Annotated in this window: 14 protein-coding genes and 1 riboswitch; of the genes, 10 read left to right on the top strand and 4 right to left on the bottom strand. The window is 29.2% G+C overall.

What is annotated here, in order from left to right; genetic code table 11:
• Positions 1-202: 202 nt before the first annotated feature.
• From ACQRC6_RS08180 to ACQRC6_RS08165, 4 genes are all read right to left on the bottom strand, one after another.
• Positions 203-1,210, bottom strand: coding sequence for a polysaccharide deacetylase family protein (locus tag ACQRC6_RS08180; RefSeq protein ID WP_427848505.1), 1,008 nt, complete (start codon positions 1,208-1,210; stop codon positions 203-205).
• Between the two features lie 64 nt (positions 1,211-1,274).
• The gene (locus tag ACQRC6_RS08175; RefSeq protein ID WP_427848504.1) at positions 1,275-3,284 is read right to left on the bottom strand and encodes a YcdB/YcdC domain-containing protein; all 2,010 of its coding nucleotides are present in this window, start codon (positions 3,282-3,284) and stop codon (positions 1,275-1,277) included.
• Between the two features lie 75 nt (positions 3,285-3,359).
• The gene (locus tag ACQRC6_RS08170) at positions 3,360-3,569 is read right to left on the bottom strand and encodes a DUF1858 domain-containing protein (RefSeq protein ID WP_427848503.1); all 210 of its coding nucleotides are present in this window, start codon (positions 3,567-3,569) and stop codon (positions 3,360-3,362) included.
• A gap of 32 nt (positions 3,570-3,601) precedes the next feature.
• A complete protein-coding gene (locus ACQRC6_RS08165) occupies positions 3,602-4,510 on the bottom strand; it encodes a hypothetical protein (protein ID WP_427848502.1) in 909 nt (302 codons plus the stop codon).
• 86 nt (positions 4,511-4,596) lie between these two features.
• Here ACQRC6_RS08165 and ACQRC6_RS08160 point away from each other — a divergent pair, with 86 nt between their 5' ends.
• The 10 genes from ACQRC6_RS08160 to hpt all read left to right on the top strand — a co-directional run bounded on the left by ACQRC6_RS08160 (position 4,597) and on the right by hpt (position 13,104).
• On the top strand, positions 4,597-5,550 hold the full coding sequence (locus ACQRC6_RS08160; RefSeq protein ID WP_427848501.1) for an AEC family transporter: 954 nt from the start codon (positions 4,597-4,599) through the stop codon (positions 5,548-5,550).
• A 41-nt stretch (positions 5,551-5,591) separates the two neighbouring features.
• Positions 5,592-5,684, top strand: a riboswitch (SAM riboswitch).
• A 121-nt stretch (positions 5,685-5,805) separates the two neighbouring features.
• The gene (metK, locus tag ACQRC6_RS08155; RefSeq protein WP_427848500.1) at positions 5,806-6,978 is read left to right on the top strand and encodes a methionine adenosyltransferase; all 1,173 of its coding nucleotides are present in this window, start codon (positions 5,806-5,808) and stop codon (positions 6,976-6,978) included.
• A 111-nt stretch (positions 6,979-7,089) separates the two neighbouring features.
• The gene (locus ACQRC6_RS08150; protein ID WP_427848499.1) at positions 7,090-8,046 is read left to right on the top strand and encodes a hypothetical protein; all 957 of its coding nucleotides are present in this window, start codon (positions 7,090-7,092) and stop codon (positions 8,044-8,046) included.
• A gap of 141 nt (positions 8,047-8,187) precedes the next feature.
• Positions 8,188-9,105 (top strand): SAM-dependent methyltransferase, encoded by a 918-nt coding sequence (locus ACQRC6_RS08145; RefSeq protein ID WP_293557543.1) that lies wholly within the window; start codon positions 8,188-8,190, stop codon positions 9,103-9,105.
• 136 nt (positions 9,106-9,241) lie between these two features.
• Positions 9,242-9,520 (top strand): HU family DNA-binding protein, encoded by a 279-nt coding sequence (locus tag ACQRC6_RS08140; RefSeq protein WP_019124088.1) that lies wholly within the window; start codon positions 9,242-9,244, stop codon positions 9,518-9,520.
• Between the two features lie 668 nt (positions 9,521-10,188).
• On the top strand, positions 10,189-10,431 hold the full coding sequence (locus tag ACQRC6_RS08135) for an RNA-binding S4 domain-containing protein (protein WP_427848498.1): 243 nt from the start codon (positions 10,189-10,191) through the stop codon (positions 10,429-10,431).
• A 29-nt stretch (positions 10,432-10,460) separates the two neighbouring features.
• On the top strand, positions 10,461-10,814 hold the full coding sequence (locus tag ACQRC6_RS08130) for an FtsB family cell division protein (protein WP_293557538.1): 354 nt from the start codon (positions 10,461-10,463) through the stop codon (positions 10,812-10,814).
• Between the two features lie 14 nt (positions 10,815-10,828).
• Positions 10,829-11,206 carry a S1 RNA-binding domain-containing protein gene (locus ACQRC6_RS08125; RefSeq protein WP_427848497.1) on the top strand — a complete coding sequence of 126 codons (378 nt, stop codon included), beginning with the start codon at positions 10,829-10,831 and terminating at the stop codon, positions 11,204-11,206.
• 43 nt (positions 11,207-11,249) lie between these two features.
• Positions 11,250-12,584 (top strand): tRNA lysidine(34) synthetase TilS, encoded by a 1,335-nt coding sequence (tilS, locus tag ACQRC6_RS08120; protein WP_427848496.1) that lies wholly within the window; start codon positions 11,250-11,252, stop codon positions 12,582-12,584.
• On the top strand, positions 12,571-13,104 hold the full coding sequence (hpt, locus tag ACQRC6_RS08115; protein WP_427848495.1) for a hypoxanthine phosphoribosyltransferase: 534 nt from the start codon (positions 12,571-12,573) through the stop codon (positions 13,102-13,104). Before tilS ends, hpt begins: the two co-directional genes overlap by 14 nt.
• Positions 13,105-13,111 lie beyond the last annotated feature (7 nt).

Here is a 13,111-nt window from a genome sequence, read left to right as displayed (position 1 = left end):
TATATTTTTTCTAAAACATCTATAAATAGTAAAATGAAATATAAATTATGATTTACAAGAAAGGTAAAGTATATTTTATTCTTTAGGTAAAGATAAATTAATTGAAAGAGCAGAAAAAATAAAAAATTCCCTATAAATTTTAACGAGATAATAAAAGAGGGCTGTCCGCGAAGAACAGCCCCTTATTTTATTATCTTAAAAATTATTTTAAAACTCCAAATTCATAATCTCTGTCTTTAAAATATTTTATAATAGAACTTAGAGAATCTACTGTAAGTTGTTTATTTGTCGCATCGTGTGCAAGTACAACTGCAATTTTTGTGTTTTTATTTTCATGAAGACTTTTATCTAGATAATTTACGAAACCGTCAACTGTTGTAGGTCTAACAGATTTTTTCTCTGCATCGCCAACAAGTGAGTTCCAGTCTATCCAATTAATGCCCTTTGATTCTAGAAGTGCATTACTTGCATCGGTATTACTCCAAGACATTTCGCCACCAGGGTATCTAAATACATTTGAGTGAAAATCATCTCCAAGAATATTTTTTAGCCTTGCATTAGTTTTTTGAATTTCTTCATAAACTCTTTCGGGGTTGACAACTCTACCTGGATATAAATATTCATAGTCATGACTAAAGGAGTGAGTTGCAATAGCATTTCCATTTCTCAGAATTTCACGAACTCGACCTGCCGTTTTATCTCCAATTGATTTTCCCACTAAAAAGAAAGTTGCACGAACATCTTCTTTTTTTAGAATGTCTAAAACTTGAGGAGTAATAGTATTATTTGGTCCATCGTCAAAAGTTAGGAATACAATTTTTTTGTCGCCATCATAATTATTTTTTTTAATGTATGTGCGTATTTCCTTTGCATCGTAGGCATACTTATCAACTTTTTTCAAGTGATTAGATCCCTTTACTATAAATTCATCTTCCATTCGAAGTAAAGGATCAAGGGCCACATTAGATATATATTCAGGGTCGTAATAATATTTTTTAGGTCTATCCTTGTTAATTTCATTTGCGTAGTACCACATAAGTGCTGGGTAAACTTCATCTTTTGGTTTTTTTATTGCAGAAAACATCTTAGAAAATACAAAAATTATAAGTATTATGAAGATTGAAATTGAAATTATTTGTCTTTTTCTCTTTCTTCTTCTAGCTCTTTGTCTTCTTTGTTTTTGTCTTACATCGTAATTTGATTGGGTCATAAAAAACCTCCCACTGATAATATACATCAGTGGAAGGTAACTTGCAATTACAAAAGAGTTACAATTAGTTTATTGAATTGTATATAATGTACAAAATTTCTTCAAGACTTAGTTCTTTATCAAGGTTAATTTCATCGCCGATATAACCATAGCCCTTTGCAATTATATAGTAATTTTCATATTCTTTTAGTGATTTTTGATTTTTAAATAAATTATCTTTAAAAATCCCCTTGGCTTTTGTGAAATCCTGTAAGCCATTGTCTATTATTAAAAATTTAATTACATCTTTTTCAGTGATTTTTTTATTCTTAACTTTACTCATATCAATACCATATCTGTTGTCGTCATAATATTCCAAGCCATAATTTTTGTGAATTAATTCAATAAATTCTTTATAAGTAATTTTGTCAGATAATTTTTTGCCAATTGTTCCATATCCCATATCTTTTAAATAATTTATAGCTTCTTTATTTTTGGCGCTATTAAAATCATCATAAGAAATTTGATTTTTAAAGTTAACTATATTTCCAGACTTATCTCTCAAAATTTTATCTTCGCCAATTATTGGAAGGATATTTTGTAATTTTCCATATAAAAGCTTAGGTCCAGATTCAGTCATTTCATATTTAAGCCCAAAGTTTTTGGAGTTCAAATAAATTTTATTTGCTTCATCCTTTGTTAAATTTATATCCCTTGCTTTGCTAAAATCTATATTGGAAAAATCTTTTTCATAAAGCACAACTTTTTTTTCATCATCAACTGCAATAAACACACCTTCGTCTAAAACTGGAATAGAATTTACATACCTTGGAATAAAAATATTTGTGCAGTAATCGAATTTTGTTAAATCAATTTTTTCTAAATTAAGTTCTGTCTTGTCGCCATAATTTTCTAAGAAGTTGAGTGCAATTTTTTTGGCTTCTTCATCAGGAACTTTTGTCTTTACATCTTTTTTATCTGTATAAATATTTAGGCTAACTAAATTTAATGTTTTTGCGTTTAATGTTATTTCTCCATAGTTTTTGCCCTTTTCGAGAGTTATTTTGTAATAATAATTGTCCTTATCTGAGGAAAGAGCTATATTTGTAATTTCGTAGGATTTGCCGACAATTTCTGCAGCTTTTTTCTTTGCTTCGGATTTTTTCTTTAAATTTCTTTGTGCGTCAATTTTTTTTACTTCGACTCCAATTAAACCTATTGTATCCTTTGCTTCTTCAGTCTTTGCAAAAGAAATATCATTACTTTTAAAATTATTTTTAAAGACTTTGCCCGTTGTTGCGTCAATATCAAGGACATTTGATGAATATACTTTTTCTACACTTTTTCTGTCGCTACTTACTTTGTAGTAAAGAGAAAGGGGAGATTTTTCTAAAAATATTTTTTGTGCATCTTCGAGGCTAATTTTTGCTTGGTCTTTAAAGTCCTTGTCTTGTAAAAAGGAGTTTATATAGGAATTATCTCCCATCAAGTTTATACTAACTATTTTGCCAAGATTAGATGAAAAATTTACATTAATAAAATCATCAAAAACAGGGATATCTCTAACAACTCTTCTATAATTAAGCTCAATGTCCTTACTGTTAGGGTTGATTTCGTAATCAGATAAAATATATTTTTTGTTAAAGTCCTTTATTGTCTTAGTGAGAATTTCTTGTGCAGCTTTTTGGACATCTTCTTTAGAATAGTTTTTACCTATATTTTCTTTTTTTTCATCAGCTGAAGACCATTTGTAAAAGGAAATAAACTCGCCGTCACTATTATACATCACATTTGCTTCGCCTAATTTTTCGTCAGACCATCTGTAAGATATAAGAAATTTATTTTTTATTAATTTGTTTAAAAAGTCGCTTCCAATATCACTAGGCATAGGTTCCTTTACAATAGTAAAGCTTTCGTAAGCTCCTGTTATGTTAAATATGTTTTTGATTTCTTCAACTTTTTTCTTTTCAGCATTTGTCATTTCAACTGATATGGCTTCGTCAGTGTCATTAGTTACGGGATTTTTACTAGCGCTTACGTGACAAGTACCTATTAGTAAAAGTAGAGAAATGCTAATTATTAATTTTTTATTCATAATTACCTCCTTATTAAATCGCTAAAGTATTTATGTAAAAAAAGAAGAGGCACTGCCTCTCCCTTAGTTTAAAAATTAAGCGTCTGCTTCTTCTTTACTATCATTATTAAGTGCAGCTACAAGAATATTAGGATCTATACCGTGAACCATTGCAGCTTCTTCAAGAGATTCCATTTGAGAAGATGGACACATAATACAACCCATTCCAAAGCTCATTAAAGTTCCAATTGATTCAGGCTTTTTTGAAAGAATTTCTCCAATTAACATTTCTTTTTTAATTTCCAAAATTAACACCTCCTAGATCATTATACCCAAAACTATTTATAATTAAAAGATGAGTATTCAACAAAATTATCACTTATATTTGTTCCGAGACTAATTTTAAATTCTTTTGTAGGATCAAATCCCTTTGACGTCAAAGTTTTTGCTACTTCAAATTTATCTTCATATGGGAAAATTTCAGATTTTTTGTCTTGAGTTATTCTTATAAAAGGTTTGTATGTGAATTTTCCATTGAACTTTGTTGATAAAGGAATTACTTCTACTATATTTTCAGAGTTTACATATTGGACACTGCCACTGATTTGTCCAGAATCCTTAGTTGCAAGTATATTATTATTAATATTCTTTAAAAAATTATTAATGTCTAAAATAGGGTTTTTTAGTATATTAAGATCTTTTTCTTCATAACTTGTAGCATACTCTACTATTTTTATATCCACTTGATTTTTTACAAGAGACTTTGGCTCGATTGCCTTGGAATCAATTATAATGCTATTAGTTTTTTCGTCAAAATTTACGTCAAATCCAATAGTTTGACCTAATTCTCTTAGTTTAAAATAATTGTATCCGTCAATAGTATATACACTAAAGGAATGTCTTACATCATTAACATATACATTGTGTTTGGAAACTTTAACCTCACTGTCGCTATCCTTTAGTGGAGTTAAATCGCCATCAACTTTTTTATAGTCAGATTTGCTATTTATTATTACAGCAGACCTTCCTTCGTCATAACTTACATTGAATTCAGCGTCTTTACCATCTAAAAGTGCAGCAACATCTCTAAGCTTAAAATAATTATTGCCCTCAATATTGTAACCCTTTATACCAGTATCCTTACCATCGAGAACAATACTTTGGCTAGAAACTTTAGCGCCAGCAAATACATTTACACTTGAAAATAAAATAAGAGATGTGACAATTGTACCTATAAATTTTTTCATAATATTACCTCCCATCTCTATTGTATTTGAAAAGATGACACTCGACAAGAGAAAAAATTTAACCTATAATTTATATAGGTGATGAAATGGAAAACTTATTAATGGGACTTAATATTGTATCCCCTGTCTTTTTTGTATTGCTTCTTGGATACTTCGCAAAAAAGAGAGGATACATAGATAATAATTTTGTGGACAAGGGTACATGGATAGTTTTTTATTTGGCTCTGCCCTTTAAATTATTTTATGATATAAAGAGTGCGAAGATTGAATCTTTACATCCAAAATATGTGGCATATATTTTGTTGGGAATAATTTTTGTAATTTTTGTTTCTATTGTTATTGCAAAGTCTTTAAGAATTAAGGACAAGAAAAAGTTATCTGCTTTTGTGCATTGCGCTTATAGGTCTAACTTTGTTTATGTTGGCTTTCCAATTTTAGATATAATATATAATGGCGCACCTTCAATGGAGCATATGATAGTTATAATTTCCTTTGGACTTACTCTTTATAATATTTCTGCAATAATTCTTCTAACTTATTATAGCGAAGCTGAAGATAAGAGAATTTCATTTATAGACATTGCAATGAAAATTATAAAAAATCCAATGATTGTCAGCATAATTATTGGAGCAATTTTTAATTTTTTACATATTCCAGTTTATCAAGGAGTGGACAAGGCAATAGAAATGGTGTCAAAGATTTCTACACCAATGTCTCTTATATTAATTGGCGCAAGTTTAAACTTTGAAAGTTCAAAGAGTGATTTTAAGTTAATGTTTATTTCTGCATTTATTAAGACGGTTCTTGCACCAGCAATATTAATTCCAATTGGTGTAAAACTTGGTTTTACAAATATGGAACTTGGAATAGCCTTTGTCTTTTGGGCAACGCCATGCGCAGCAAATTGTTTCATATTCACAAAGCAGATGAATTCTGATTATGAATTTGCATCAAAAATAATAACTTTTAGTTTTATAATGAGCATAATTACTTATCCAGTGGGAATATCCCTTATGAATTATTTTAATCTATTGCACTAGATAAATATTAATGCTATAATCTTCTTACAACTAAGAATAATACCTTATTGAGAGTGGTGGAGTGAATGGGCACTTTGAAACCCGGCAACCTAGTTGGTGCTAAATCCCACAGATTTTTATCTGAAAGATGAGGTTTAATGATCCTCACTTTTGCGTGAGGATTTTTTTATGAATGTATTTTTAATTTTCAAAATTATAAACTTTAAATAAAATTCATACATTAAATCAAAGGTATTTAAAATGGAGGAATTAAAAATGAAAAAATGGCAATTTAGTTCAGAATCCGTTACAGAAGGACATCCGGATAAAGTTTGCGACCAAATATCTGATGCTATACTAGATAAAATTTTAGCAAAGGATAAAAAAGCGAGAGTGGCTTGCGAAACTATGGCATCCACTGGAATGATAGTAATTACAGGAGAAATTTCAACAGATACTTATGTAGATTTTGAAAAGACAGCAAGAGAAGTATTAGAGGATATTGGATACAATAGAGCTAAATATGGTTTTGACGGAAGAACTTGTGCAGTCTTATCTGCAATAAAAGAGCAATCTTCTGACATTGCTATGGGCGTTGACAGATTTAAAGAAGAAGGAGTTGACGAGCTTGATTCTTTTGGAGCAGGAGATCAAGGAATTATGTTTGGTTTCGCTTGCAACGAAACAAAAGAATTAATGCCACTTCCAATTTCCCTTGCACATAAACTTGCAAGAAGACTTACTGAAGTTAGAAAAAATGGAACACTCGATTATTTAAGGCCTGATGGCAAGACTCAAGTAACTGTTGAATACGAAGAAGATAAACCAGTTAGACTAAAAAATGTTGTAGTATCTTCACAACATGCGCCAGATGTTCCAATGGAAAAAATTAGAGAAGATATTATTAGAGAAGTTGTAGAAAAAGTTGTGCCTGAAGAATTTATAGATGACGATACAGAATTTTTTATAAATCCAACGGGAAGATTTGTACTTGGTGGACCAATGGCAGATGCAGGACTTACTGGCAGAAAAATTATTGTAGACACTTATGGAGGCTTTGGAAGACATGGAGGAGGAGCTTTCTCAGGAAAAGATCCAACAAAGGTAGATAGGTCTGGTGCATATTACGCAAGATATATTGCAAAAAATTTAGTGGCAGCAGGACTTGCAGACAAAGTTGAAATTGGACTTGCCTATGCAATTGGAATTGCAAGACCAACTTCTGTATATGTAGAAACTTTTGGCACTGGAAAATTATCCGATGAAGAAATTGAAAAAATCATAATGGAAAATTTCGACATGAGACCAGCTGCAATCATAGGTGAACTTGATCTATTAAGACCAATTTATAGACAAACGGCATCCTATGGACATTTTGGTAGACCTGATTTAGATCTTCCTTGGGAAAAAACTGATAGAGCAGAAGAATTAAAAAAATATTTAAAATAAAATCGGATTAAAATTTAAAAATTCGGGAAAATATAAGTGTCGAGAAAAAATACTAACTTAGTATGTTATAATATTTAAGAAGTTAAATTTTATAGTCGAGAAGGGATTATTATGAAGAAAAATTTTAAATATTTTAGAGCAAATCCTTGTGGAAATATTACAGGATTTGTAATCGCACCAGTGTATCCTGGATATAGAAAAGCATACACAAAGTGCATCATTGAACAAATAGATAAAGACGTTGAACAAGTTGGTTTTATATCTCCAGCTTACGAAGGTGCACCACTTAGGATGGACATGATGGGTGGAGAATTTTGTGCCAATGCAACTAGAGCCTATGGACTTTATTCTGCAGGATTTTACGATGTCGATGGACTTGTTGACATTGAAGTATATGTAAGTGGTCATGAAGGAACTACTGATGTAATTGCAGATGTAAAAAATCAAAAGGCTTATGTAGCAATGGAAGCACCTCTTGATAAAAAAATCATCGAAATTAATGGAAAAGAATACCAATTAATAGAACTTAAGGGCATTAGTCATTTAATTGTTGAAGAAAAAGAAGATAGAAAATTTATAGATGATGCTTTAAAAGTTTTAAAAGAAAAATACAAAGCAGAAGCATATGGAATATTATTTTTTGACAAAGAAAATCTCCAAGTTATTCCCTATGTATTTGTAGAAGGATCGGACACTTTAGTTAGAGAAGGTTCTTGTGGTTCAGGCACTATTGCAGTAGTAAATTATCTCGTAGATGATATAAATTCTCTTGATGAAGATTACAAGATTTCAATAAAAAATCCAGCAGGAGAACTTGAAGTTTTTGTTTACGAATTTGAAGATGGCAAAAAGCTATGTGTAGGTGGAGAAGTTGAACTTTCAGAAGTGGAAAATAAATCAATTGATATTCCACAGGAAGTTGCAGCACAAGTTATTGCAGAACACGATAAACTTGTTGAAGAAAGAAAAAAACAAATGGCTAAAGAAGAAAAAGAAGAACCAGTTGACGAAAACGACTTAACTGATGAAGAACTTGAAATCATGAGAAAAAAGTTTGGATTTAGTTAATTTGAAATTTTAGGCTCTATGTCAAATATTTAAGAGGTTTGAGAAATCGAACCTCTTTTTTTATGAAATAATTTTTGTTGCCATTTTTTCAAATAAAAGATTTTTTTACTTTCAGCTGATATAATGTTAAGGGTGATAAAAATGATAAATGTAGTTGGACTAGGTTCCACATCTGCTAAGGATCTCACTCTTGAAGCAGTAAAAATTATGAAAAATGGGAATAAAAATTTTCTTAGGACAGATAGACATAATTCTCTTTCTTTTTTTAAAGAAAATAAAATAGATTATACATCCTTTGACTATCTTTACGACGAGATGGATAGTTTTGACAAAGTTTATTCTAAAGTAGTTGAGATTTTAATCCAAGAATCTAAAAATAAAGATATAAATTATTTTGTACCAGGCACACCCCTTGTCGCAGAAAAAACAGTGAAGATGTTAATAGAAAAAGAGATTGACATAAATATAATAAATGGAATTTCCTTTATAGAACCAGTGCTTGCAGCAGTGGGAAGAGATGCAGTGGATGGACTCTTGTTTTTGGACTCAGATGCCAATAAATTTGACTTTGACACTAGAAGAGATACTATTATAACTCAAGTTTATAATAAGAGAATTGCATCGGATTTATCATTAGAACTTCAAGAAATTTATGATGAAGAAGATTTAGCTTATGTTATTACAAATGCAGGCATCGATGATGAAATTGTAAGAGAAATAAAAATTTATGAACTTCCAAGACTTGACGATTATAATCATCAATCTTGCGTCTACATTCCAAGAAGCGAGGGCAAAAATCTTAATATTATTTTAAATAAAATGTCTTCTATTATAAATAAAGAAGATTTATACTTAAATGAAGATAATTTTAAAAATATAAAAAATGAAATTATAAAAAATTCCAATTCAATTTCCATGGATTATGAAAATGAGGAAAATATTTTAGCTTTGTCGCTTTTATTAATTTTGTTAAAGAACAATGAGGGTCTAATTGATTTACGACAAATTTATAATAAAATCTATAAAAGATTGGATAAAATAGCGATTTTTTTAAAATAAATGTAGAAAATAAAGTCAATATGAGTTATAATTGTAACAGTCTTAGGTTTGCGTGCCATTTTTGAGTGCGTGATGTTTTTTTGAAACATTGCAATTCTAAGAAAAGATTAAAGAAAATCTTCAAGGAGGATATAAAATGAACAAATCAGAATTAGTAGCAAATATTGCCGAAAAATCAGGTCTTACTAAAAAAGACGCTGAACAAGCTTTAAACGGATTTATTTCTTCAGTTCAAGAAGCTCTTGCTAAGGGAGAAAAAGTTCAATTAGTTGGATTTGGAACTTTCGAAGTTAGACAAAGAAAAGCTAGAGAAGGAAGAAACCCTAGAAATCCAGAAGAAGTTATTAAGATTCCTGCATCTAAAGCACCAGTTTTCAGATCAGGTAAAGCTCTTAAAGAAGCTGTTAATAAGTAATAAAAAGAAGGACTTATGTTTCTTTAAACTAGGTGATAAAATAGCATAAGAACTATTTTTAGTACAGAATAGTGTAAGAAGGTTTTAATTCCTATCTTGCACTATTTTTTTATAATGAAGAATTATAAAGACGATAATTTTTTATGACTTAAGTATTTGTAATTAAAAGTTAATTTATTTTTCATTATATATTATTAACAGATTTGAGAAAAATATTTGCTTTAAGATCTAAAATTAAGAATGACCATATTAACCATATAATAAAAAGAAATAGGTGAATAAAGGATAGTTATATATGTATGTTTCAAAAGAAAAGTGTTTATAAATATAATTGATGAGTATCTTGTTAATAACTAACTACTAGTTTAATGATAAAATAGATTATAAAAAAGGAATTTTATCCAGTATGACAGTTAGAAAAAGTTTTATTTATTTAGTAATTGTTATTAGAGTTTTTATAAGTTTTGTCACTCTGGTTTTGCACAAGAAAAACATAAGAAAGATTTATTACAAAAAGTATAGAATTTAGAGTTTGAAGATAATGATGGGAAAGGAAAATTATGAATATGGTTTAAAGAAAAATCTTAGACCATATATTTTATGCTCAAATTTCTTCTTAGTATTGAAATTTTCTAGTTTTTTTGATATATTCATATGTGGAGTATAATATGAGATTAGATAAATTTTTAAAAAACTCAAGACTTATTAAAAGAAGAACTATTGCTAAAGAGGCTTGTGAAAAGGGTCTTGTTAAAATTAATGACAAAGTTGCAAAACCATCAGATAATGTAAATGTAGAAGACATTTTGACTTTAAAACTCGGCGAAAGAGAAGTAAGCGTAAGGGTCAAGGACATAACTGATGTAAATAGCAAAAAGGACGCAGAAACTCTTTATGAGAGAATTGATTAAGAATTTAAAACTTAAATTGGGGAGATTTTATGAAGACTAATAGAAAAAAATTTCCAGTGGCTCTTGCCATTATTATTTTATTTTCTGTTTTATATGGGTCTGTGAAAATTGGAAAATCAATTTCCATAAGAAATCAAAAACTTGAGATAATTTCTGAAAATAAAAAAGAAATTTCCAATTTAAAACTTGAAATAGATAATTTAAATTCAGAACTTGAAAATTCTTCTTCTACTGATTTTGTTGAAAAGGTGGCAAGGGAAGAATTGGGCATGGTTAAACCTAGAGAGGTTATCTATGTCGACAAGAATAAAGAAAAAGCTTTTGACAAAGATAAGGTTTCAAATAATGAAAAAGTATCTAATAATAATGAAAAAATTAAATAATATAGGAGGAAATTATGGATTTATCGCCAGGTGATATTGTTGAAGGTGTTGTAAGTAAAGTTACTAAGTTTGGTGCTTTCGTTGATTTAAAGGAAGGCAAAAGTGGTCTAGTACATATTTCAGAGATTGCAGATACTTTTGTTAAAAACATTAATGATCACATTAAAGAGGGCGACGAAGTTAAAGTAAAGGTTCTAAGTATTGACGAAAAGGGGAAAATTGCTCTTTCAATAAAGGATGCAGTCGAAAAAAAGGAAGAACCTAAAGAAGAAAAAGTTGATTCAAGATTTGAAGAGATTCTGAGCAAATTCCTAAAGGAAAGCAATACAAAACTTGATGAAGCAAGAGCTAGGTATAATCAAAAGACTAAGAAGAGGAATTCTAGAAATTAGCAAGTGGTTGACTATCTTTTGATAGTTCTACCACTTTTTTATTATGGATAAATTATTTTATGAAAATTTAAAAAAATTAAATATTATTAAAAAAGGCGACAAGCTAACTCTAGCAGTTTCTGGTGGAGCAGATTCAATGTATCTTTTCTATAATTTTATGGACATAAAAGATGATTTCGACCTAGATATTATAGTATGCCATTTAAACCATGGAATTCGTAAGACTGCAAAACGAGATGAGGATTTTGTAAAAAATATTTGTGAAAGTTATAAGATAAAATGCATTACAAAAACTGTTAATATGGATGAATATGCAAGAAAAAATAAACTTTCTTCTGAAGAAGCTGGAAGGATTTTAAGGTACAGTTTTTTTAGAGAAAATTCTAAGAACAGAAAAATATTAACTGCACACAATGCAAATGATAGAGCAGAAACTGTTTTATTTAATATTATTAGAGGAACGGGGATTTCTGGATTAGTAGGAATTTCTGAAGTTAAGGACGATATTTTCAGACCTCTCATAGAAATAAAAAGAAGGGAAATTGAAGATTATCTACATAAAAATAATTTAGCTTATGTAGATGATGAAACTAATTTTGAAGAAATTTATACGAGAAATAAAATTCGCCTAAGTTTAATTCCCTATTTAAGTAAACTAAATCCAAATATAATTGATTCTCTTTTAAGGCTTTCTGAAAATGCCAGCGATGCAGATGATTTTATTAGGGAAATTGTTGAAGAAAATTATAAAAAATCTGTTAAGGAGAACTATTTTGCAGTAGACGAAATAATAAAGCTTCACAAATTTTTGTCTTGTGAAATAATAAAAAAATACTTAGCAGAAAATTTTTACGCAGAAAATATTTTAAGCAGAGATAATATTTTAAGTATTTACAATTTATTTTTTGGAAAAAGTGGAAAAGTTATTCAACTTGGAGGCAATATTTCTGCAAGAAGATCCTATGATAAAGTTTTTATTGAAAGGGAAAAAACAGAGAGAGAAAAAAGAGATGTTGAGTTAAATTTGGGTATGAATAAAACTGATTTTGGTGAAATTTTTATTTCAAGAGATGAAATAAATTCTAAGTCTCCTTCCTTTATAAAAAACATAGACTGTGATAAAATTAAAGGAAAGCTTTATATTAGAACAAGGCAGAGTGGCGACAGATTTAAGCCTCTTGGCATGAAGAATAATAAAAAGTTAAAGGATTATTTTATCGACAGAAAAGTTGACAGATTAAAAAGAGATAAAATTGGAATTATTTGCGATGAAGAAAAAATTATCTATATTATTGGCATGGATATTTCTGAAGATGTCAAAATAGATGAAAATACTTTAAATAAACTCATTTTGGAGGTTAAAAATGTCAGATATTAAAGAAGTTATTTTTTCGGAAGAAGAAATTCAAAATAAAGTTAAAGAACTTGGCGAAAAAATTACTGAAGATTACAAGAATAAGGATTTATTTTTGCTTGGAATATTAAAGGGAGCAGTTCCCTTTATGGCAGATATTATGAGAAAAATAAATTTGGATCTTGAATATGATTTTATGGATGTATCAAGTTATCAAGGCACTAGGTCAATGGGTGAAGTTAGAATTTTAAAGGATATTTCTACTTCAATAGTTGGAAAGGATATTTTAATAGTTGAAGATATTATTGATACGGGCATTACTCTTTCATATCTTATGAAGGTTTTGAAATCTAGGGGAGCAAATTCCATTGAAATTGTAACTATGCTTTCTAAACCAAGTAGAAGAAAGATTGATTTGCCTGTTAAATACAATGGCTTTGAAATAGAGGACTATTTTGTAATAGGATATGGCATGGATTATGACGAAAAATACAGAGCTCTTCCTTTTATAGGTATATTAGACGAGTCTGTATATTTAAAATAATGAGGTG

It is taken from the genome of Peptoniphilus sp. SGI.035, assembly GCF_050315115.1.
GTDB lineage: Bacteria > Bacillota > Clostridia > Tissierellales > Peptoniphilaceae > Peptoniphilus_A.
This window is presented reverse-complemented; position numbering and strand designations above follow the sequence as displayed.